We start from the raw sequence: 21,461 nt of genomic DNA, 5'->3' as shown, positions 1-21,461 counted from the left end.
TCAGGCCGCCAAACCGCCGATCAGCAGGTCCACCACCCGCCGTGCGAGGTCGTGGACCTCGTCGGGTGGCTGGCCGTCGCGGCGGTGGTACCACATGTCCACGGCGTTCAGGTTGCTCAGCAGCGTCCTCGTCGCCAGGGCGGCGTCCACGCGGCGGAGCGAACCGTCCTCGATGCCTTCGGTGACGACACCGCGGAACAGGTCCTCGTAGTCGCTGCGCAGCTGGTTCAGCTCCGTCAGTGCGTCCCGCTGGCGCGCCTTCAGCGCCGTCGAGCGCTGGTCCCGCACGCCCTGGTGCACGACGTGGTGGTAGGCCAGGTCCTCCATCAGGTTGATCTCGTGCGCCACGCACATCGCCACGAGCCGGTCCCGGCCGCTGCCCCCGCCCCGCGCGTGGGGCTCGACCCGCTCCCGGACGCGCCGCATGCCCTCCTCGTACACGGCGAGGTAGATGTCGAACTTCGAGCGGAAGTGGTAGTACACCAGGCCTTTCGTCGCCCCCACCTCGCGCGCGATGTCGTCGATCGTCGCGTTGGCGAACCCGTTGACCATGAACGCCTCGGCGGCGGCGTCGAGGATCCGCTGCCACACCTCCGAAGCCACCTCTGGGCTCGCGCTCACCGTTGCTCCTCCCCTCGCGAAGACCGCCGCCATCGTCGCACGCCCGGCGCCCGGCGTTGACACGGCGAACGCGGGGCGCTTACCGTGATACTCGGTAGTATCGCAGGTAGAACGGCAGAAATTCCAGAGCAAAGTGGCTCACGGAGGGTCGTGGCGATGGCGAACGCGAAAGACCTGCTGCACGAGCTGGCGACGAAACGGGCCATGGTCCGGCTCCTGCCCGTCCTGGGCATCGCCTACTTCATGTCCTACGTCGACCGGACGAACATCTCGCTGGCGAAGACGTCGCTGGAGGCCGACATCGGCATCGGCGCGGCCGCCTACGGGCTCGGCGCCGGGCTGTTCTTCCTGACCTACGCCCTTTTGGAAGTGCCGAGCAACCTCGTCCTCTACCGCGTCGGCGCGCGGGTGTGGATCACCCGGATCGCCCTGACGTGGGGCGCGGTCTCGGCGGCGATGATGTTCGTGCGCAACGAGTGGTCGTTCTACCTGCTGCGGCTGCTGCTCGGCGCGGCGGAGGCGGGCCTGTTCCCCGCGATGATGTACCTGGTCACGCTGTGGTTCTCGCAGCGGCACCGGGTGACGATCGTCGGGTTCATCTACGTGGCGCCGTGTGTCGCGATCTTCATCGGCGCGCCCGCCGGTGGCGCGCTGATGGAGCTGGACGGGCTCGGCGGGCTGCAGGGCTGGCAGTGGATGTTCCTCATCGAAGGCCTGGTCACGATCGCCGCCGGGGTGCTGGTCTGGTTCGCGCTGCCGGGACGGCCGTCGGACGCGAAGTGGCTCACCCCCGAGCAGGCCCTCGAACTGAGCGAGCGGGCGGTGGCGCACGACGCCCCGTCGCCGGAACGGATCCGGGGCAACCTGCGGCTGGCCTTCGGGCGCCCGCCGGTGCTCGCGCTCGCCGCGATCTACTTCATCAACCAGGCGATCAGCTCCGGCGTGGGCTTCAACTACCCGTCGCTGCTGCAGTCGATCGGCATCAAGAACACGTTCCTGGTCGGGCTCGTCGCGGGCAGCGGCGGCCTCGCGGGGCTGGCCGGCGTGCTGTTCTTCCCGTGGCTCAAGCGGCGCATCGGCCACGAGGTGACCCTCATCGGCGTCGGCGCCGGGGGCACGCTGGTCATCCTGATGCTGTTCCTGCTGTTGCCGTACGCGCCGGTGCGCATCGTGCTGATCTTCCTGTCCAGCTTCTTCGCGCTCGGCACGCTGCCGTTGTTCTGGTCGGTCGCGATGTCCCGCATGTCCGGGCTGATGGCCGCGGCGGGGCTGGCGTTCATCAACACCGTGGGCATCACGGGCGGGTTCGTCGGGCCCTACGCCTACGGGCTCATCGAGGAGGCGACCGGCAACCTGCTGTCGCCGTACTACACGCTGCTCGTCGCGTCCGTCGTCGCCGTCGCGCTGGTGCCGGTGCTGGCGCGCACCCTCCGGCACCGCCAGGACGACACCGCCGCGCCGGTCGCCGTCGACCGGAGCGGGGCGGCGTGACCGCCCGGCGTGTGGCCGCCCTCGCGCTGGCGGTCCTGCTGTGGTGCGTGACGGGCGGGCAGGCGGTGGCGGGCGGTCCGCTGCGGTACGTGGCGCTGGGCGACTCGTCGGCGGCGGGCCCGCTGATCCCCGACCAGATCGACACGACGTGCCTGCGCTCGGACCGGAACTGGCCGCACGTGCTGGCCGCGACGCTGCACGCGGCGCTCACCGACGTGTCGTGCTCGGGCGCCACGACGGCCGACTTCACCGGCCGCCAGGCCGGGATCGTGCCGCCCCAGTTCGACGCGCTGCGACCGGACACGGACCTGGTCACGGTCGCGATCGGCGCCAACGACATCGTGCTGTCCTCGGCGTTCGTCGCGTGCGCGAGCCCCGGTGGCGTCCCGGCCCAGCCCTCGTGCCGGGAGCGGTACGACGCCGGCGGCGTGGACACGTTCGCCGCGAGGATCCGGGACACCGCCCCGAAAGTCGGTGCGGCGCTGAACGAGATCCACCGCCGGTCCCCGCACGCGAAGGTCGTCGTGACCGGGTACCTGACGTACTGGCGCCCCGGCGGCTGTTTCCCCGCCGACCCGTACACGCCCGCGGACGCGAACTACATCCAGTCCAGATTGGACATGGTCGCGGGGATGCTGGCGTGGCAGGCCGTGACGCACCGGGCGTCCTATGTGGACATCCGGCTGCCCAGTGCCTGGCACGGCCTGTGTGAACCACCGGAGCGGCGTTGGCTGGAGGGGGCGACACCGTCGTCGCCCGCGTACCCCTACCACCCGAACGCCGAAGGAATGCGGCACGTGGCCGCGATACTGGCCGGCGCACTCAAGGCCCGGCACTGACGGGAGGAGGACCCGATGGACGTGTCCTGCGCGTTTCCCACCGCACTGGACTCACCGGACAACATCGCGCTCGCGGAGGAGCTCGGCTACCACCGCGCGTGGCTCTACGACACGCCCCAGCAGAGCCCGGACGTGTGGATGATGCTCGCACTGGCCGCCGAGCGCACCGAGCGCATCGGGCTGGGGCCGGGCGTGCTCGTGCCGAGCCTGCGGCACCCGATGGTCAACGCCGCGGCGACGGCCGCGCTCACCGCGCTCGCCCCCGGCCGGGTCGCGGTCGCGTTCGGCACCGGGTTCAGCGGCCGCCGCGCGATGGGCTACGGCGCGGTTCCCTGGTCGTACATGGAGTCCTACATCCGCGCCTACCGCGGGCTGCTGCGGGGCGAGACCATCGAGTGGGAGGGCGCGCGGATGCGGATGCTGCATCCGGAAGGGCACGCGCCGTCGCGGCCCGTCGAGGTCCCGGTGCTCGTCGGCGCGCTCGGACCGAAGGGCGCCAAGGTCGCGCGGGAACTCGGCGACGGGCTCTACGCGACGTTGAGCACCCCGGAGTTCATGAGCGAACACCCCTGGGTGGCCTATCTCGCGTGGGGGACCGTGCTCGACGAGGACGAGGCGCCCGACTCCGACCACGCGAGGCAGACGGCCGGCCCCGGCTGGGCCCTGTCGCTGCACGGTGCCTACGAGTTCGGCGGCCCGGACGCTGTGCGGGCACTGCCCGGCGGCCAGGAGTGGCTGGACGCACTGGAGGCGGAGCCGCCGGAGCAGCGCCATCTTTCCATCCACAGTGGACACTGCGTCGAGCTCAACGCGGCCGACACCGCGGCGTGGCGGGCCGGCGGGAGCGTGACGCTGCGGGACGTCACGCTCAGCGGCACCCGCGCCGAGATCCGCCGCAAACTGGACGAGTTCCAGGCGCTCGGCGTCACCGAGATCGTCTTCCAGCCGTGTGGTTCCGAAGTGCGCGCGGAGCTGGAAAACTTCCTCGAAGCCGCAGACCCAGTACTTGCCGGAGGTGCGTGATGAGCCGGGAGATCAACACGGTCGTGGACGGGCTTTCGTTCCTGGAGTGCCCCCGCTGGCACGAGGGGCGGATCTGGTTCGCCGACTTCTACACCCACCGCGTGTACTCCGCCAGGGAGGACGGCGGTGACCTCCGCGTCGAGGCCGAGGTCGAGGGGCAGCCGTCCGGGCTGGGCTGGCTGCCGGACGGGCGGCTCCTGGTCGTCTCGATGCGGGACGCGCGCCTGCTCCGCCGCGAACCCGACGGCAGCCTCGTCACCCACGCCGACCTGTCCAGCCACGTCAAGGGCTATCCCAACGACATGGTCGTCGACGCGCACGGGCGGGCGTTCGTGGGCGAGTTCGGGTTCGACCTGATGGGCGGCGCCCCGCTGGAGACCGCGGCGCTGCTGCGGGCCGATCCGGACGGCACCGTCACCACGGTCGCCGAGGACGTGTGGTTCCCCAACGGCAGCGTGCTGACCGACGACGGGGTGCTCCTGGTCTGCGAGACCTTCGGCAACCGCGTCAGCGCCTTCGACGTCACCGGCGACGGCGACCTCGTGAACCGCCGCACGTGGGCGAAGTTCGGCGAGCTGCCGACCGACCGGAACCTGGAGCCGCTGTTCGCCCAGGTGGTCGTCGCGCCGGACGGCTGCTGCCTCGACGCCGAAGGCGCGCTGTGGGTCGCCGACGCCACCGGCAACCGCGTGCTGCGGGTGCGGGAGGGCGGCGAGGTCAGCGAGGAGATCTCGCCCGGCACCGGGGCTTTCGCGTGCATGCTCGGTGGGGAGGACGGGCGCACGTTGTTCGTGTGCGCCGCGCCCGACTTCCACGAGGACGCCCGCACCCGGGAACGGGAGGGCACCCTGCGCGCGGTCCGCGTGGACAGCCCGCACGCCGGGCGGCCCTGACCTCAGCGCTGCTCGACGAGCGCGAGCGGGCGGATCGGCGCTCCCGTGGCCCCGACGACGGGCAGCGGAGCGCCGACGAACACGAACTCCCGCGCGCCCGTCTCCGCCAGCGGCTCGAGGTTGAGCACCTCGATGAGGTTGATCCCGTGCTCGTGCAGGAGGATCCGGTGCACCGGCAGCCGCGCGAGCCCGGCGCCGGCGGGGATGTGCTCCAGCGCGATCGTGTCGGCGCCGACGGCCGCGACCCCGGCGGCGGCCAGCTGCTCCGCGCCGTCGGCGGTGAGCCCGGGCACCCCGCTCTCGCCGCCGACGTAGGCGTTCGCGTCCTCCCACAGCTGGGCCCAGCCCGTCCGGATCAGCACGACGTCGCCCTCGCGGATGTCGCTGTCCGCCAGGTCTTCGGCCGTGACGGGTTCCCCGGGCGCGAGCCGCGCGACCCCGCGCCGGGCCGGGACGTCGACGAGCACGCCGCGGCACACCAGCGGCGCGACCTCGTCGATCCCGTGGCTGCGGTACCGCCCGTTCTCCACGACGGCCGGGGCCCCGCCGTGGAACCGGCCGTCCACCGCCACGTGCGACAACGCGTCCATGTGCGTGCCGACGTGACCGCCCAGCACGAGCAGCTCGTGCGCACCCGTCATCCCGTCCGGCCTCGCCACGTCACCGTGGCGGCGGGCCAGTGCCAGGTGGAAACCGGGGTGGGTGGGCGAACACGGCATGCCGTCGCGAAGGGGCTGGGCCAGGTCCACGACCCGAGGCCGGGCGGCGGCGAGCGCGTCGAGCAGGGAGGGGCTCACCTGAGGTCCTTTCCGCGGGTTTCGGGCATCGTCGCGATCACCACGGCCGACACGAGCAGCAGCAGGACCAGGTACCCGGTGTACGACGAGCGCCCGAGGTTCGCGCCGATCCACGTCTGCAGGTACGGCGCCGTGCCACCGAACAGCGCCACGGCCACCGAGTACGGTACCGCCAGCCCGACGGCGCGGATGCGGGTCGGGAACATCTCCGCGTAGACCGCGGGCAGGATCGACACCCCGGCCGAGATGAACACCGCCGCCAGCGCCATCCCCGCGAACAGCCGCCACGCGCTGTCCTGCGCGAGCAGCTGCACCGGGTAGAGCGTGACCGCGCCGCCGACGGTCGAGATCAGCAGCACGGGTTTGCGGCCGATGCGGTCGGAAAGCGCGCCCCAGAACGGCATCACGGCGATCAGCAGCACGGCCGACGCCACCCCGGCCCACAGCGCGCCGGTGGAGGACACGTGGAGCGTGCTGATGGCGTACGCGGGCGCGGCGACCACCCACGAGTAGTAGACGACGGTGAAGCCGACCGACAGGCCGATGACCCGCACCGCCTCCTTGCGGTGCGCGACGAGCTGCGGCCACAGCCTGGGCCGCTCGGCGCCCGCCTGCGTGAAGGCCTCCGTCTCGGCCATCTTCCGTCGCATGTAGACGGCCACCAGGCCGAACACACCGCCGAGCAGGAACGGGATGCGCCAGCCGAACGAGTGCATCTGCCCGGACGTCAGCGTCAGTGTGAGCACCAGCCCCAGTAGCACGCCGACGGTGTTGCCGAACACGCTGGCGATGTAGATGAGGCTGGACCACTTCCCGCGCCGGGCGGCGGGCGCGATCTCCGACAGGTAGGTCTGCGCCGACGGCAGCTCGCCGCCACACGCGAGGCCCTGCACCACGCGGGCGAGGAGCAGGATCAGCGACGCCCACGCGCCGACACTGGCGTAGGTCGGGGCGATCCCGATGACGAAGCTCGCCGCGGCGATCGTCGCGACCGTCGCCGACATGGTGACGCGCCGTCCGATCCGGTCCGCGAGCCAGCCGAACAGGAAACCGCCGACCGGGCGGGCGATGAAGCCGACCGCGAACACCGCGAGGCTCGACAGCACGGCGGAAAACTGGTCGCCCTGCGAGAAGAACTGCGTCGCGAAAAACGGCACGAAGATCGCGTAGATCCCCCAGTCGTACCACTCCAGCGCGTGCCCGAGCGCGGTCCCGACGAGCTGGGACGTGCGCCGCGTCGCGGGTGCCTGCTGCTGTTGGGCGGTGTCGGTCATCGTTGGCCTCCGGAAGGGGTGAGGAGCCGGCGCCGGGCCAGCTCGGTCAGCAGGGCGGCGCCGTCTCCGACGACGGAGTCGTCGAAGACGGCACGCGGGCTGTGGTTGTACGGCGCCTTGTCCGGGTCGGCTCCCGGCGGCAGCGCGCCCAGCGCGAGGAAGCAGCCGGGCACCTCCCGCAGGACGCGGGAGAAGTCCTCGGCGCCGGTGAACGGGTCGGCCAAGGGGGCGTAGCGCTCGTCGCCGAACGTCTCGGCCACCACCTCACGGGCGAACGCGGCCTCCTCGTCGTCGTTGATCGTGGGCGGGCGGCCCTCGGTGTAGTCCGCCTCGGCGGTCACGCCGTGCGCCTCCGCGATACCGGACACCACGCGCAGCGCCGTCTCCCGCATCCGCCGCCCCGACTCCTCGGAGAAGGTGCGGATGGTGGCCTCGAAGGCCGCGGTGTCGGGGATGACGTTGCTGCGCGTGCCCGCCCGCAGCACCCCGACCGTCAGCACCACCGGGTCGAACACGTCGAACCGGCGCGTCACGGCGGTCTGCAGCGCGGTGACCATCTCCGCGAGGACGGGCACCGGGTCCTTCGCCTGGTGTGGCGCCGAACCGTGGCCGCCTTCGCCGTGCACGGTGACGGTCAGCGTCGCGGACGCCGCGAGCATCACCCCGGGACGGGTGGAAAACCGCCCCGCGGGGCCGAGGTTGGAGAACACGTGCAGCCCGTACGCGGCGTCGGCGCGTCGTCCCGCGGCGTCGAGGACGCCTTCGCGGATCATCGTGCGCGCGCCTTCCCAGCCCTCCTCGCCGGGCTGGAACATGAACACGACGTCGCCGCCGAGCCGGTCCCGCCGGGCGGAGAGGAGGTGGGCGGCGCCCACGAGCATCGCGGTGTGCAGGTCGTGCCCGCACCCGTGCATCGCACCGTCCACTTCGGACGCGAACGCCAGCCCGGTCTCCTCCTGTACCGGCAGCGCGTCCATGTCGCCCCGCAGCAGCACCACGCCGTCCCCGCGGCCCCGCAGCACCGCGGTGACCGACGTGCAGTCGCGGCCGGTCGTGATCTCCAGCGGCAGCCCGTCGAGTGCCCGCAGCACCCGCTCCTGCGTGCGCGGCAGGTGCAGCCCGACCTCCGGTTCCCGGTGCAGGGCCCGCCGGAGCCCGACGAGCTCGCCCGCCAGCTCCCGCGCGTCCGCCACCACCGACATCCCGGTCCTCCTCACTCGCTCGAACTTTCGGCAGAGTGTGGGTGTCGTTAGAGTCGCCCGGGCGGAAAACTTTCGATTCGCGCACCGAAGCCCGGTTCTGAGGAGGATTCGTGCATCCGGAGGTGTTGACGGAACTCGACCTCGAACTGCTGCACGGGCTGCAGATCGCGCCCCGCGTCAGCTGGGCCGAGGCCGCGCGCATCCTGGGTTCGACACCCGCGACGCTCGCCGCCCGGTGGGCGCGGCTGCGGCGCGAGGGGCTGGCGTGGGTCACCGCGCACCGGGGCGGCGACTACCGGCGCGTGGTACTGGCGCTGGTCGAGGTCGACTGCCTGCCCGGCGCCCGGGCCGACGTCGTCGAGGCGGTCTGCGCCGACCCGAGGGCGGCGACGGTCGAGGAGTCGACCAGGGGCCGGGACCTGCTGCTCACCACCATCACCCGCGACCTCGCCGGGCTGACCGAGTTCGTGCTCGACGACCTGGGTTCGGTCCCCGGGGTCGAGCGGCAGCGCACCTCCGTGATCACCACGATGCACCGCGACGGCGGCGACTGGCGGCTGGGCGCGCTCGGCCCCGGGCAGGTGGCGGCGTTCGAAGCGGCGGCCAGGGCGATGCGGCCGGTGCCCGGGGTGACGCCGCCCGCCGACGCCGGACCGCTGATCGAGGTGCTCGCCGCCGATGGGCGCGCCACCGCCGCCGACTGCGCCCGCGCGACGGGGCGCAACCCGGCGACGGTGCGGCGGCAGCTCGGCCGCCTGCTCGCCTCGGGGGTCCTGACGTTCCGGTGCGAGGTGGCGCAGTCGGTGTCCGGTCACCCGGTCAGCAGCACCTGGACGGTGGCGGTGTCCCCGGCGGACCAGGAGCGCACGGTCGCCGCGCTCGTGACGCTGCCGGAACTGCGGATGTGCGCCTCCATCACCGGGGACGCCACCCTCGCCTTCACGGTGTGGACCCGTTCGCTGGCCGACCTGACCCGGCTGGAGCAGCTGGTCGGGGAACGCCTGCCGTGGCTGTCCATCCGGGACAGCGGGATCAACCTGCGCACCCCGAAACGGATGGGCTGGCTCCTCGACGCCGAGGGCCGCGCCACCGGGAAGGTCGTGCCGCCGTTGTGAATCAGTCCTTGAACTCGGCCACCACGTCGAGCGTGCGCGCCTGCTCCTCGGCCGAACCGAGCGGGATCACGACGAGGTCGGTGGTCCCCGCGTCGCGGAAGCGGGCGATCGCTTCCCCGACCGCGGCTTCGTCTCCCAGCACCGTGGCGTCCGCGGGGCTGGACAGGCCGGCGCGGGCGAGGGAAGCGCGGTAGGCGGGCAGTTCCCCGACACCGCCGAAGTCCGCGGCGAGGCGCTCCCGCACCCGGTCCGGTTCGTCGGTCACCGAGACCACCACCCCGACGACGATGCGCGCGCCGGCCGGCAGGCTGGGCGCCACCTGGTCGGCGACGACCTCCGGGGTCACCCAGGTCGAGACCACGCCGTCGGTCAGCTCGCCCGCGAGCGCGAGCATGCGCGGGCCCAGTGCGGCCATCAGCACCGGGGGAGCGGAGGCCTCGACGTTCAGTCGCGTGTGGACGGTGAAGTACTCGCCCTCGTGGTCGACCTGTTCACCTCGCAGTAGCGGGCGCAGGACGGTGAGGTACTCGCGCGTGTGCCGCAGCGGGGAGGCGTAGGACAGGCCCAGCTGGCCCTGCACGTACCACTCGTGCCCGGCGCCGACGCCCAGCACCAGGCCCCCGCCCGTGGCGGCCTGCAAGGTCAGCGCTTCGGCCGCCAGCGTCGCCGGGTGGCGGGGGTAGGTGAGCGCGACCGCGGTGCCGATCTCCCGCGGGCGCTCGCGGAACCCCGCCAGCGTGACGAACGGGTCCCACCCGCCCGGGAGCTGGTTGGTCCAGAAGCTGTCGAAGCCGCGCCGCGCGGCGTCGGCGGCGCCGGCCGCGTAGTCGCCCGGCGTGGCGGAGTTGATCGTGCTCGTACCGATTCGCATGGCTCCATCCCAGTACGCGGGACCGCCGCGAACCAGCCTCGACTAGAGTCGGCAGCAATCACTTTTTGTGATCGTGGAGGGGTCGTGGAGCTGCGCACGCTGCGGTACTTCGTCGTGGTCGCGGAGGAACTGCACTTCGGCCGTGCCGCCGAGCGGCTGCGGATCGTGCAGGCGGCGGTGAGCCAGCAGATCGCGCGGCTCGAACGCGAGCTGGGCGTGCGGCTGTTCGACCGCTCCGCCCGCCGGGTACGGCTCACCCCCGCCGGGGAGCGCGTGCTGGCGGCGGCGCGGGAAACCCTCGCGGCCGCGGCGCGGGTCCGCGTGGTGGCCGCGGAATCGGCGGCCAGGGTGCGGATCGGGGTCACCTCCGGGCTGACCGCACGCCTGGAGCGGGGCGTCGCCGCGCTGCGCGGCGAGTCGCCCACCGGTGAGGTCGTGCTGGTGGACCTGCCGGTGCCCGCGCGGCTCAACGCCGTGCGCAACGGCGAACTGGACCTCGCGCTGGTGCACGGTGCCGTCGTCCCCGACGGGTTCCAGGTGGTGCGCGCGTGGTCCGAACCACTGCGGGTCGCGGTCGCGGAGGACCACCCGCTCGCGGACCGGAGCGCGGTGACCCTCGCGGACCTCGACCCCGCGGCGCTGCGGCTGCCCGCGCGAGCGCAGGACCCCCCGCTGTACGACGCGGTCATGTCCGCCCTGCGGCAGGCGGGCGTGAATCCGGCGGGCAGGGTCGCCGCCGGGAGCGTGCTCAGCGTGCTGGTCGACGTCGGCGCCCGCGCCGGGGCCTGGACGCTGCTGCCCGCCGAGCAACTGGCCGCACTCGCGTCACGCCGCGTGCGGGCCGTGCCGCTCGAACCGCCGCTGGAGATCGACGGTCACCTCGTCGTCTCACTGTCCACACCGGACTTCTGCGTCGGCTCGTTCATGGCCGCTTTCACCGACGCGCCAGAGCTTCGCGCCAGTACCGCGTGACGGACCGCCGCAGCCGTTCCGTGTCCACGGACTCGGGGGAGAGGAACCGCTGCAGCGCGATTCCGCGCAGCTGCCCGACGACGGCGATCGCCACGTCGTCCGGTTCGGCGTCGGCGCGGATGGTGCCCTCGGCGAGCCCGGCGGCGACCTCCTCACGCAGGTCGGTGCGGAACGCCTCGTCCCGCTCGCGGAAGATCGGCGCGAGTTCCGGTGTCGTGGCCGCTTCCGTCCACAGCAGGAGGAACGCCCGGTTGAACGAGTCGAGCCTGCCGAGCGCGCCGATGTAGCCGTCGATCAGCTTCAGCAGCCGCTCTAGCCCTGGGGACAGGTCGGCGAGACCGGGCACGAACCCGGCCTGAGCGGCGCGCGCCAGGCGCTCGACCAGCACCTGCTTGGCGCCGAAGTGGTGCGTCACGAGGCCGCGGCTGTAGCCGGCGCGTTCGCTCACGCGGGCCAGCGTCAGCGAGCGCACCCCCTGTTCGACGACCAGTTCGGCGGCGGCGCGGAGCAGGGCGTTCTCGGCCTGCTCGCGGCGTTCCTGCTGCGTTCGGCGGGAGGTGGTCATGGCCGTGAGTCTACAACATACTTGCCAGCTGACCAACAAGTGTGCAACGGTGGAAGGGATCCCGAATCGGAGGCTTTCCATGATCGAAGTCGAAGAACACGCACTGGACACGCTGCTGGCGGAGGACCCCGGCGGCCCGGTCGTGATGCTCAACCTGCTGCGCTTCCGGCCCGGCGGGCGCGAAAGCTACCGGCGGTACGCCGAGTCGCTCGGCCCGGAGATCAACGCGCGCTACGGCGTCGAGGTCGCCTACCTCGGCGACGGCGGGCGGCCGCTCGTCGCCGAGGACGGGCAGGCGTGGGACATGGTGCTGCTGGTGCGGTACCCGAGCAGGCAGGCGTTCGCCGCGATGCTCCGCGACCCGGAGTACCAGGCGGTGGCTCACTTCCGGTCGGAGGCGCTGGTCGAGTCGGTGCTGCAGCCGACAGTGCCGCGCGGCGAGGTGGTGGTCTGATGCCCGCGGTGTTCGTGCACGGCAACCCGGAAACCGTGGCGGTGTGGGAGCCGCTGCTGGCCGAGCTCGGGCGCGACGACGTCGTGTGCCTGTCCCCGCCGGGGTTCGGCGCGCCGCTGCCCGAGGGCTTCGGCGCGACCGTCGGGGACTACCGGGACTGGCTGATCGCGGAGCTGTCCCGGTTCCCGGAGCCGGTGGACCTGGTGGGGCACGACTGGGGTGGCAAACACGTGTTGCTCACGGTGATGAGCCGTCCCGATCTCGTGCGCAGCTGGGTCAGCGACACGGCGGGCGGGCTCGAACCGGACTACGAGTGGCACGAGCTGGCGCGGCGCTGGCAGACACCGGGGGTGGGCGAGGCGGATGTGGCGAAGCGGTTCGGTGCCCCGTTCGCGGAGCGGGTCGAGCTGCTGGTCGGGCGCGGGATGAGCGAGGCCGTGGCGAAGCGGCTCGCGGAGGGGATGAACGAGGAGATGGGCCGCGCGGTGCTGGCGCTGTACCGCTCCGCGGTGCAGCCGGTGATGGCCGAGCTGGGCCGAGACCTGGAACGGGCGGCGCAACGCCCGGGTCTGGTGGTGCTGGCGACCGAGGACCAGGTCGTGGGGACGGAGGAGCAGCGGCGACGAGCGGCCCGGCGGGCGGGCGCCCGCGTGGCGACGCTGGATGGTCTGGGGCACTGGTGGCTGGCCCAGGATCCGGCACGTAGTGCCGCCGCGATCGCGGAGTTCTGGGCGGGTTTGGGGTGACTGCAGGCGGTATGGCCCAGGACCCGGCCTGAGTGCGGCCAGCGTGGCCCGGGGGTGGGGGCGGCCCAGCGGCCGCGCGCGGCCCGGCGTGCGGCCGCCCGGGCGGCGAGGCTGGAGGGTCTGGGCCACTGGTGGCTGGCCCAGGATCCGGCGCGTAGTGCGGCCGCGATCGGCTATCGGCTCGGCGCTGATGGCTTGCCTAGGATCCGGCGCGTGCGGCCGCGGGCGCGGAGTTGGGCCTGGGGCCAGGTCACCAGCTCGCCCCAGGGCCTGTCCCGAGATCCTGGGCGAGCCGGGGGTGAGCCGTCGGTGTGGCCGCGCCGTCTGCACCGACGGCTGCGGGTTCAGCAGCCGTGGAAGCGCTTGTCTGCCGACCAGCCGGTGTTGGCCCACGTCGGCGCGCTCGCCGGCGTGAAGCCGGGGAACAGCTTTGCCAGCTCGCCCAGCAGCCAGCTGGTGAAGCGCGCCGCACCCTGTGGGCACGTGTGGATCCCGTCCGAGCTGCGGTCGGCCTTGCCGTCCCGCTGCTGCTGGTACTCGCCGCCCCACACGGCGCTCGCGTCGAGCACCGTGGCCTTGCCCCCGGCCGCGACCGCCTGCGCGACGGACGTCGTCCGCGTCAGATCCGCCATGTGCGGCTCGTAAAACTCGCCCGGCTGGATCGGCGGCATGGTGACGAACACGAGCTTCGCCCCCACGCCCGTGACGGTCGTCAGCAGCTTTTCGTACGCCGCCTGCTGTTCCTGCGCGCTGCCCCAGTCGTAGGTGGTGATCTGGTAGACCACGACGTCCGGTTTCGCCCCCGTGATCTGCCCCGGCAGCTCGGCCCAGTTCTTGTCGGAGAACGGGCCGACGACGTTGCCGCCACCGTCGGCCGCGATGGACGTGAACCCGGTGCCGCTGGCCTTCAGCGCCGCACCCAGCGGCAGCGCCTCGCCCTCCGCGATCGAGTCGCCGAGCCAGAGCACTTTGGACAGTCCGGCGGCGTGGGCACCGGTCGTCGTGGACTCGCCCGCCGCACAGGCGGTGCCCAGCAGGAGCAACCCGGCAAGGCCGAGCGTGAGGAGGAGTTTTCTGCTCATGGCCGCCACGGTGCCGTCGTGGCGTCCCACGGGTTCCGCCGTCGTGTCCCGGTTGTGTCGCAGGAACCCGGCGCCTGCCGCACGGCGCGCGGGGGTCGTCGATACTGGCCCCGTGGCGGCGATCCTGCTCATCGAAGACGACCCACTGGTCCGGCGGGGGCTCCAGCTCGCGTTGTCCCGGCACGGCCACGACGTGCACACCGCCGAGACCGGCGAGGACGGGCTTCGCGCACTCCGCGAGACCCCGGCGGACCTGGTGGTGCTGGACCTGATGCTGCCCGGCATCGACGGGATCGAGGTGTGCCGCCGCATCCGGGCCGACGGCGAGGTGCCGGTGATCATGCTGACCGCCCGCGGCGACGACTACGACGTCGTCGGCGGTCTCGCGGCGGGGGCGGACGACTACGTGGTCAAGCCCGCGCAGCCGACCGTGCTGGACGCCCGGATCCGGGCCGTGCTGCGCCGCAGCGCGGGCGCCTCCGACGGCGTGCGGACCTTCGGCGCGCTGCGCGTCGACACCACCGCGCTCACCGTGTCGCTGAGCGGTGAGCCGGTGCCGCTGACACCAACGGAACTGCGGTTGCTGCTGACGCTTTCCCGCGCCCCCGGCCGGGTCTTCACGCGTCAGCAGCTGCTGGAGGAGGTCTGGGAGCACGACTACCTCGGCGACTCACGGCTCGTCGACAACTGCGTGCAGCGGCTGCGCGCGAAGATCGAGACCGACCCGGCCGCTCCCGTCTACGTCCAGACCGTGCGGGGTTTCGGCTACCGCTTCGGGCCGGTATGAGACGGCTGTGGCCACGCGGGCTGCGTGCCCGGCTGCTGGTCGCGTTCACGCTGGTCACCGTGCTCGGCGCCGCCGCGGCGGCCTGGTCGAGCGCGGGCTCGGCGAGCTCGTCGCTGGTCGAGTCCACCCAGCGGCGCCTCACCGAGACCATCGCCGGGCAGATCACCGCCATCGCGCCCGAGCTGACCTACCCGCCCGACCAGGAGGCGCTCGACCGGCTCCGCGGCGCCGTCGGCGACGACGCCCTGGTCACCTACGGAACGGCGGCTTCCGCCTCGGGGTCCGAAGTCCCCCTCCTCACCCCCGAGCTGCGTGCCGCCGTGCGGTCGCGGGCGCGGCTCGTCACGCAGCGCATCACCGCCGAGGGCAGACCGTGGCTCCTCGTGGGCATGCCCGTCGTGATCACCGCGCCGGACGGCAAGCGCACGCCCTCCGGCGTCGAGGTGTACGCCGTGCGCGACCTCTCCGCCGTCGAACAGCAGGTCGGCGACCTCACCCGGACCGCGGGGATCACCACGGCGCTGACGCTGCCGGTCACGGCGCTGCTGGCCCTGCTGGCGGCCCGCGGCGTGCTGCGCCCGGTCCGCAGGCTCCGCGACACCGCGCGCCGGCTCGCGGCGGGCGACCTCGGCGCCCGCTCGGAACCCAGGGGAGCCGACGAGCTGGCCGAGCTGACCGTGACGATCAACGAGATGGCGGAGTCGGTGCAGACGTCGATGGCCGCGATGCGGCAGATGCAGGCCGACGCCCGGCGGTTCGCCGCCGACGTGTCCCACGAGCTGCGCACCCCGCTGAGCACGCTGACCGCGGTGATGGAGGTGCTGTCGGCCGCGGCGGACGGCATGGAGCCGGACGCCAGGGAGTCCGCGCGGCTGGCGATCACCGAGACCGCGCGGCTGGTGCGCCTCGTCGAGGACCTCATGGAGGTCTCGCGCTTCGACGCCGGTACCGCACAACTGCACTTGGAGGACGTGGACGTGCCCACCGCGGTACGGGACTGCCTGCGTGCCAGGGGCTGGCTCGGGCGGGTCGAACTCGACGCCCCGGCGGCGGCCGTGCTGCGGCTGGACCGGCGGCGCCTGGACGTCATCGTCGCCAACCTCGTCGGCAACGCCCTGCGGCACGGCGCGCCACCGGTGCGCGTGCGCGTCCGGGTGTCCGAAGAGGACTTGTCGGTGGTCGTCACCGACCACGGGCCGGGGTTGCCGCGGGAGGTGCTGCCGCACGTGTTCGACCGCTTCTACAAGGCCGACGCGGCACGCACCCGCACCCCGGGCAGCGGGCTGGGGCTGGCGATCGCGCGGGAGAACGCCCAGCTGCACGGCGGTGAGCTCACGGCGGGCAACGACGAAGGCGGCGGGGCGCGGTTCGTGCTGCGCCTGCCCCGCGAGGAGGCGCGATGAGGGGGATCCTGCTGGTGGTGCTGCTGCTCCTCGCCGGGTGCGGGGTGCGGCCCTCCGGCGTGACCGATGCCGGTGACGCGCCGACCGGCCTCGCGCCCGGGGTCACGCTGTACTTCGTCGACGGCACCGGCGCGCTCCGGCCGCAGCTGCGCGGCAGCGGGCACCTCGGCTCGGTGACCGAGGCGGTGTCCCTGCTGCTGACCGGGCCCGGTTCCGGCGGGGACCGGCTGCACACGGAGATCCAGGCCCATGGGATGACGCGGGTCATCGTGACGACCGTGCCGGAGGCGCTGCGGATCATCCTGCCGCTGGACCCGCAGGACGTGACCCCGCGGGGAGCGGACCAGATCGTCTGCACGGCGCTCGGCGTGCACGTCCAAAGCGGGGGGTCCAGGCAGACGGCGGTGCAGCTCGGCTTCGTCCACCCCGCCCCGGGCTCGGAGGCACCGCGGCACTGCCCGCTGATCAGGTGAGGCCGGTGAGGTCGACGACCGGGGGAGGGGGCGCCGGCACGGCCAGCCACAGGATCGCGAGCGAGAGCATGAGACCGGTGAAGGCGTACACCCCGCGGCGTCCCCTCGCCCACCGCGCCCGGAAGCGGACCGGGTCTTCGACCAGGTACTTCGACAACGCGGCGAGCGTGATCGACACCGCGAACACCAGGAGCGTCCGCTCGGGGGAGAGCAGCACGATCACCGGCCAGTGCCACAGGTACAGGCTGTAGGACACCGAGCCCAGCCACCGCAACGGTTTCCAGGCCAGTACCGTCGCGACCCGGCCGTGCGGGGCCGCCGCGCAGAGCCCGATGAGGGCGGACGCGGTGAGCGAGTAGGCGAACAGCCCGCCGGTGAACAGCCACTGCGAGTGCATCCCGTCGGCGAGCGCCCACACCACCGCGACGGCCGCCGCCGGGAGCAGCTGCACCGCGCCCGGCAGCCGTGAAAGCGCTTTCCGCACGGGTGCGGTCGCGGCCAGCGCGCCCAGCAGCAGCGAGAACGCGCGGGTGTCGGTGCCGGTGTAGACCCGCGTCGGATCGGCGGGGTCGGCGAGCACGGCCATCAGCACCACCGACGCCACGGAGATCACCACCGCCGCGAGTGCGACGCGGGCGTGCACGCGGCGGCCGGACCGGGCGATGAGCAGCACGAGCACCGGCCACACGAGGTAGAACTGCTCCTCGACGGCGATGCTCCACAGGTGCTCGAACACCCGGCCGGGCCCGAAGCGGTCCCAGTAGCTCGCGGATTCGGCGAGCAGGTGCCAGTTGACGAGGTTCGCCTGCACCCACGGCCCGTCCGCGAGCGTGGTCCGCACGAGATCGGGCTCGCCCGCCAGCCGGACGACGACCGTGACCACGGCGAGCACGAGCGCGAGCGCGGGCAGCAGGCGGCGGACCCGGCGGCCCCAGAAGGCGGCGAGCGACACGGTCCCGGTCGCGCCGGCCTCCCGCAGCAGGAGGTCCGTGATCAGGTAGCCGGAGAGGGCGAAGAACAGGTCCACGCCGAGGAACCCGCCGGGCAGGTGACCGGTGTGGAACAGCAGCACCCCGAGGATGGCGACCCCGCGCAGCCCGTCCAGCGCGGGCAGGTGCGCCTTCCGGGCGGCCGTCCGCGGCGGGGAGGCGAGTCGATCAGCCGGATCCATGCCGGCGAGCGTGCCGGGCGGGTGTCCCCGCGCCGCCCGCGCCAGGTCGCGGTTCTGTCGCAGGCGGGGTGACCGGACAGGCAGTTCACCTGGCCGTCACGGGAAGTCTGCCCCGCCTGTTCGGACAGGCGCGTTAGGGTCGGCGGTGACGATGATCGAATCCGTTGCGTGTGCAACCGAACCGACGGGGGCCGCGTTCCGTCCCACCATCGTCTGGACCACTTGACCAGGGGAGCTGGCGTACATGAGCGGCGGGTACACCGCGAGCACCGACGCGATGGCGACGGCGTCGAAGACCATCAGCCGGCTGGCGGAGGACCTGCCGGAGAACAACTCGGACATGCAGACCACGGTGCTGAACGCCGCCGGGTTCGGCAGGGCGCACGGCGATCACGCCACCAAGTACACCGCCGGCGTGCAGAAGCTGTGGGAGTCGCTGACCGGCTACGGCACGACGCTCGGCAGCTTCGGCGCCAACATCGGCTCCAGCGGGCAGGCCTACGGGCAGAACGAGTACACCCAGTCCGGGGCGATCGGGAACGCGGGGACCCTCTGATGGCGCACACGTGGGAAGAGGTCAAGGCGCTGCTGGACGACCCGGCCGTGCCGCCGGGCAACAAGACCTCGCTGATCAGCAGCTGGTTCGCCGAGCACGGCACCGACCCGTCGGAGGACGAGGTCCGGAAGTACCTCAACGCCTACAACGGGTTCCCGTTCTTCGCCCAGCCCCTCGACGACACCTTCGACGAGGCGAAGAAGCAGGGTGACCAGGCGGGCTACAACAGCAACCAGGAACAGAAGGCCGTCAACGACGGGAAGACCCAGCTCGAGGACAAGCACGAACCCGCCACCGGGGGAGGCGGCACCAAGACCTCCGACGAGATCTTCGACGCGGCGGCGCCCGCGCTGAAGGTGTTCGAGACGTTCGGGTCGCTGCTGGCGAAGATCCCGGACGACTGCCGGGGCAACACGCGGCCACTGGACCTGGACAAGGACATCAGGAGCCGCTTCGACGAGCAGCGCGGCATCAACTTCCAGGGTTTCGTCGCCGACGCCGAGCACTTCAAGACCGGGTCGCAGTCGGTCGACCAGACGGCCAAGGACACGGGCACCGCGCTGAGCACGCTGTTCCAGACGTGGAGCGGTGCCGGTGCCGACGCCGCCTCCGACCACTACAACGAGAAGATCCAGCCCAAGGCCGTCAAGCTGGCGCAGACGCTGGAGGCCGCGAGCGAGGCGACGATGACCGCGGCCAACACGGTCTTCCAGCTGTGCAAGGGCAAGGCCAACGCCGTCGTCGAGCTGTACACCAACCAGGTGGGCAAGGCCGACTACCAGCTGGCCCAGAAGGTCATCGCGGTCGCCAACGGGGAGCACGGCAGCAAGGACGACCTGGCGCAGATCGCCGGGTGGATGGACCTGAACTTCGGCACGAACCTCGTCGAGACCCTCAACGACGACGGCTGCTGCGACGACGACGACATCGAGGCCCACGGCAAGGACCTGGCCAAGCAGTGGATCCAGAAGCAGTTCAACCCCGAGATGTGGGACGTCATCTACGCGGGCTTCGACAAGACGTGCAAGAACACGCTGGAGCTGGTCAACCAGGCCTACACCACGCTCGATGAGTTCATGGGCAAGGTGCAGAACGAGTTCGGCACGGGCGAGACGCCCGGGAGCACGGGTTCCGGTGGCGCCGGGACCGGCGGTGGTGCCGGTGGCCCGGGCGGCAGCGGGAGTTCGTACACCGGCCCCGGGAACGGCGGCTACGGCGGCGGTTCGGGCTCGGGTTACGGGGGCGGCTCCGGCTCGGGTTACGGCGGCTCGGGTTCGGGTTACGGCGGCGGCTCGGGCGACGGCAGCGGCTCGGGTTACGGCGCGGGTGAGGGCTACGGCGGCCCGGGCGGCTCGGGCGAGGGCAGTGGCTCCGGCGGCGGCTCCGGCTACGGCGGTGGTTCGGGCGGCGGCTACGGAGGCGGGTCCGGCTCCGGTTCGGGCAGCGGGTCCGGCTCCGGTGGCGGCGCTCCCGTGCCGAACATCCCGCCGCTCGATACGGGCGGCAGCTCCTACCAAGGTGCCCCCATCCAGACCGACCCGAGCGACGCCGGCGGCTCGGGCGACTCAGGCGGTTCGGGCGGAGGAGCCTCCGTCCCGAACATCCCGCCTCCCGGTTCCACCTCGGGCGGTGGCTCGGGTTCGGGTGGTGGCGTTTCGGTGCCGAACATCCCGCCCCTGGACACCAGCGGCTTCCAGAGCGGCAGCCCGGGCAAGACGGGTGGCGGCTCGGGCGGTGGCGCTTCGGTGCCGAACATCCCCCCGCTGGACACCGGCGGTGGTTTCCAGGACGGCGAGCCGATCAAGACCGATCCGGGCACGGGGGGTTCGGGTGTCTCCCTGCCCGACATCCCGTCGTCGACCGGTGGCGGTTCGGGCGGCGGCGCCTCGATGCCGAACATCCCGCCCCTGGACACGGGCAGCGGGTTCCAGGACGGTGACCCGATCAAGACGGACTCCGGCGCGGGTGGCGGTTCGGGTTCCGGCGGCGGCGCCTCCATCCCGGACATCCCGTCGCTGGACACGGGCAGCGGGTTCCAGGACGGCGACCCGATCAAGACCGACCCCGGCGACACCCTCGGCGGTACCGACAGCCTCGACGGCGAGAACGGTTTCAAGGGCGGCGACGGCGACTCCGGCGACGAGGACCTCGACCACCTCAAGGTCGAGCAGGGCGGCAAGACCTTCGAGATGACCGAGCCCGACTCCGAGGGGAAGATGGAGATCACCGTCGACGACGGCTCCGGCACCCCCAAGGACTTCAAGCTCGACTGGCCCGAGGACGGCACCGGCGGCACGGACGGCGCCGACAGCGGCGGCGACGCTGACGGCAAGGGTGCCGACGGGGTCTACCGCCCCGGACCCGACGGCAAGATCCACATCCAGGACGGTGACCTCAAGATCACCGCGGAGCGCCCCGACGGTCCCGACGGCCCGACCGTCGTCACCGTCGACGACGGGAAGGGCGAGCCGACGACCTACACCCTGGGTGAGGAGCACAGCGGCCGGTCGCCGCTGCACGACGTGGCCTCGCAGCTGGCCCCGGGTGCGGAGCTGCCCGACGAAAGCCACGCGTCCGTGCCCGGCTTCCACGCTCCCGAGCTGCCCGACCTCCCGGCCGGCGACGGCGCCGTGCCCGACCTGCCCGACACCGACTTCTCCGGTGGCGGCGGTGGCGGCGCGGTGCCCGACCTGCCCGACACGGACTTTTCCGGCGGTGGCGGGGGTGGCGGGGGCGCCGTGCCCGACCTGCCCGCCGCCGACCTCGGCGGCGTCACGCCGGCGACCGGCGAGACCGTGTCGCTGGCGGCGGGTGCCCAGACCGGCATCGCCGTCGGCGCGCACCCCGGGGACCCCGCGGGGCTCGGCGTCCAGGCCGGGGCCACTCCCGCCGGCGTGGCAGGCCAGCCCGCCACGGGCATGAGCGGCATGCCGATGGGCGGCATGGGGGCCATGGGCGCCGGCGGCGGCGGTGGCGAGAACACCGAGCGCAGCTCGCGGGCGTACCGGATCGACGGCGGTATCTTCGACGGCGGCGAGAAACCGGGGCCCCGCATCATCGGTTCGCTGGACGAGGACGAGGAAAAGCCCGCCAAGCGCCGGCGCGGCTGAGCGGATCGAGGAGGAG

At 72.8% G+C, this 21,461-nt stretch carries 21 protein-coding genes; 13 read left to right on the top strand and 8 right to left on the bottom strand.

The features are described 5' to 3' along the window. A complete protein-coding gene (locus BMZ92_RS10180; protein ID WP_245782983.1) occupies positions 1-621 on the bottom strand; it encodes a TetR/AcrR family transcriptional regulator in 621 nt (206 codons plus the stop codon). A 156-nt stretch (positions 622-777) separates the two neighbouring features. Here BMZ92_RS10180 and BMZ92_RS10175 point away from each other — a divergent pair, with 156 nt between their 5' ends. Genes BMZ92_RS10175 through BMZ92_RS10160 form a run of 4 tightly spaced genes read left to right on the top strand, consistent with a single transcriptional unit; the run spans position 778 to position 4,867 of the window. Further along, on the top strand, positions 778-2,112 hold the full coding sequence (locus BMZ92_RS10175) for an MFS transporter (RefSeq protein ID WP_218153431.1): 1,335 nt from the start codon (positions 778-780) through the stop codon (positions 2,110-2,112). Further along, positions 2,109-2,951, top strand: a complete 843-nt coding sequence (locus tag BMZ92_RS10170) for an SGNH/GDSL hydrolase family protein (protein ID WP_245782982.1) — start codon at positions 2,109-2,111, stop codon at positions 2,949-2,951. The genes BMZ92_RS10175 and BMZ92_RS10170 overlap by 4 nt, the downstream gene beginning before the upstream one ends. Before the next feature lie 15 nt (positions 2,952-2,966). Continuing rightward, positions 2,967-3,974 carry an LLM class flavin-dependent oxidoreductase gene (locus BMZ92_RS10165; RefSeq protein WP_091505552.1) on the top strand — a complete coding sequence of 336 codons (1,008 nt, stop codon included), beginning with the start codon at positions 2,967-2,969 and terminating at the stop codon, positions 3,972-3,974. Further along, positions 3,974-4,867: an SMP-30/gluconolactonase/LRE family protein gene (locus tag BMZ92_RS10160; protein ID WP_091505550.1), complete on the top strand. Its 894-nt coding sequence runs from the start codon at positions 3,974-3,976 to the stop codon at positions 4,865-4,867. Before BMZ92_RS10165 ends, BMZ92_RS10160 begins: the two co-directional genes overlap by 1 nt. Before the next feature lie 2 nt (positions 4,868-4,869). Here BMZ92_RS10160 and BMZ92_RS10155 read toward each other — a convergent pair whose 3' ends face one another. From BMZ92_RS10155 to BMZ92_RS10145, 3 genes are read right to left on the bottom strand one after another with little or no spacing between them, the layout of a single operon-like run. Further along, a complete protein-coding gene (locus BMZ92_RS10155) occupies positions 4,870-5,664 on the bottom strand; it encodes a cyclase family protein (RefSeq protein ID WP_091505548.1) in 795 nt (264 codons plus the stop codon). Beyond that, entirely contained in the window at positions 5,661-6,938 is a 1,278-nt protein-coding gene (locus BMZ92_RS10150; RefSeq protein WP_091505547.1) for an MFS transporter, read from the bottom strand. Before BMZ92_RS10150 ends, BMZ92_RS10155 begins: the two co-directional genes overlap by 4 nt. Next, positions 6,935-8,140 carry a M20 metallopeptidase family protein gene (locus tag BMZ92_RS10145; RefSeq protein ID WP_091505545.1) on the bottom strand — a complete coding sequence of 402 codons (1,206 nt, stop codon included), beginning with the start codon at positions 8,138-8,140 and terminating at the stop codon, positions 6,935-6,937. Before BMZ92_RS10145 ends, BMZ92_RS10150 begins: the two co-directional genes overlap by 4 nt. 110 nt (positions 8,141-8,250) lie before the next feature. Between BMZ92_RS10145 and BMZ92_RS10140 the strand changes: the two genes are divergently transcribed. Then, complete coding sequence (locus tag BMZ92_RS10140) at positions 8,251-9,255, top strand: Lrp/AsnC family transcriptional regulator (RefSeq protein WP_091505543.1); 1,005 nt, start codon at positions 8,251-8,253, stop codon at positions 9,253-9,255. A 1-nt stretch (position 9,256) separates the two neighbouring features. Here BMZ92_RS10140 and BMZ92_RS10135 read toward each other — a convergent pair whose 3' ends face one another. Next, positions 9,257-10,126, bottom strand: a complete 870-nt coding sequence (locus tag BMZ92_RS10135; protein ID WP_091505541.1) for an LLM class flavin-dependent oxidoreductase — start codon at positions 10,124-10,126, stop codon at positions 9,257-9,259. 84 nt (positions 10,127-10,210) lie between these two features. Between BMZ92_RS10135 and BMZ92_RS10130 the strand changes: the two genes are divergently transcribed. Continuing rightward, on the top strand, positions 10,211-11,098 hold the full coding sequence (locus tag BMZ92_RS10130; protein WP_091505539.1) for a LysR family transcriptional regulator: 888 nt from the start codon (positions 10,211-10,213) through the stop codon (positions 11,096-11,098). Here the strand turns inward: BMZ92_RS10130 and BMZ92_RS10125 are convergent. Further along, positions 11,061-11,663 carry a TetR/AcrR family transcriptional regulator gene (locus BMZ92_RS10125; protein ID WP_091505538.1) on the bottom strand — a complete coding sequence of 201 codons (603 nt, stop codon included), beginning with the start codon at positions 11,661-11,663 and terminating at the stop codon, positions 11,061-11,063. The genes BMZ92_RS10130 and BMZ92_RS10125 overlap by 38 nt on opposite strands. Before the next feature lie 79 nt (positions 11,664-11,742). Here BMZ92_RS10125 and BMZ92_RS10120 point away from each other — a divergent pair, with 79 nt between their 5' ends. Together BMZ92_RS10120 and BMZ92_RS10115 are read left to right on the top strand one after the other, a co-directional pair. Further along, entirely contained in the window at positions 11,743-12,117 is a 375-nt protein-coding gene (locus BMZ92_RS10120) for a DUF1330 domain-containing protein (protein WP_091505536.1), read from the top strand. After that, positions 12,117-12,863, top strand: coding sequence for an alpha/beta fold hydrolase (locus BMZ92_RS10115; RefSeq protein ID WP_091505535.1), 747 nt, complete (start codon positions 12,117-12,119; stop codon positions 12,861-12,863). The genes BMZ92_RS10120 and BMZ92_RS10115 overlap by 1 nt, the downstream gene beginning before the upstream one ends. A gap of 344 nt (positions 12,864-13,207) precedes the next feature. Here BMZ92_RS10115 and BMZ92_RS10110 read toward each other — a convergent pair whose 3' ends face one another. Continuing rightward, entirely contained in the window at positions 13,208-13,945 is a 738-nt protein-coding gene (locus tag BMZ92_RS10110) for an SGNH/GDSL hydrolase family protein (RefSeq protein WP_177228630.1), read from the bottom strand. A 112-nt stretch (positions 13,946-14,057) separates the two neighbouring features. Between BMZ92_RS10110 and BMZ92_RS10105 the strand changes: the two genes are divergently transcribed. Genes BMZ92_RS10105 through BMZ92_RS10095 form a run of 3 tightly spaced genes read left to right on the top strand, consistent with a single transcriptional unit; the run spans position 14,058 to position 16,608 of the window. Next, positions 14,058-14,732, top strand: coding sequence for a response regulator transcription factor (locus BMZ92_RS10105; RefSeq protein ID WP_091505533.1), 675 nt, complete (start codon positions 14,058-14,060; stop codon positions 14,730-14,732). Next, the gene (locus BMZ92_RS10100) at positions 14,729-16,135 is read left to right on the top strand and encodes a sensor histidine kinase (RefSeq protein WP_091505531.1); all 1,407 of its coding nucleotides are present in this window, start codon (positions 14,729-14,731) and stop codon (positions 16,133-16,135) included. The genes BMZ92_RS10105 and BMZ92_RS10100 overlap by 4 nt, the downstream gene beginning before the upstream one ends. Beyond that, a complete protein-coding gene (locus BMZ92_RS10095; protein ID WP_091505530.1) occupies positions 16,132-16,608 on the top strand; it encodes a hypothetical protein in 477 nt (158 codons plus the stop codon). Before BMZ92_RS10100 ends, BMZ92_RS10095 begins: the two co-directional genes overlap by 4 nt. Here the strand turns inward: BMZ92_RS10095 and BMZ92_RS10090 are convergent. Continuing rightward, complete coding sequence (locus BMZ92_RS10090) at positions 16,601-17,779, bottom strand: acyltransferase family protein (RefSeq protein WP_091505528.1); 1,179 nt, start codon at positions 17,777-17,779, stop codon at positions 16,601-16,603. The two genes, BMZ92_RS10095 and BMZ92_RS10090, sit on opposite strands and share 8 nt — an antisense overlap. Positions 17,780-18,023: 244 nt before the next feature. Here BMZ92_RS10090 and BMZ92_RS10085 point away from each other — a divergent pair, with 244 nt between their 5' ends. Together BMZ92_RS10085 and BMZ92_RS38570 are read left to right on the top strand one after the other, a co-directional pair. Further along, positions 18,024-18,335, top strand: a complete 312-nt coding sequence (locus BMZ92_RS10085; RefSeq protein WP_091505527.1) for a hypothetical protein — start codon at positions 18,024-18,026, stop codon at positions 18,333-18,335. Further along, entirely contained in the window at positions 18,335-21,445 is a 3,111-nt protein-coding gene (locus tag BMZ92_RS38570; protein WP_091505525.1) for a WXG100 family type VII secretion target, read from the top strand. Before BMZ92_RS10085 ends, BMZ92_RS38570 begins: the two co-directional genes overlap by 1 nt. Positions 21,446-21,461 lie beyond the last annotated feature (16 nt).

This window comes from Amycolatopsis sacchari (assembly GCF_900114035.1).
Taxonomy (GTDB): Bacteria; Actinomycetota; Actinomycetes; order Mycobacteriales; family Pseudonocardiaceae; genus Amycolatopsis_E; species Amycolatopsis_E sacchari.
This window is presented reverse-complemented; position numbering and strand designations above follow the sequence as displayed.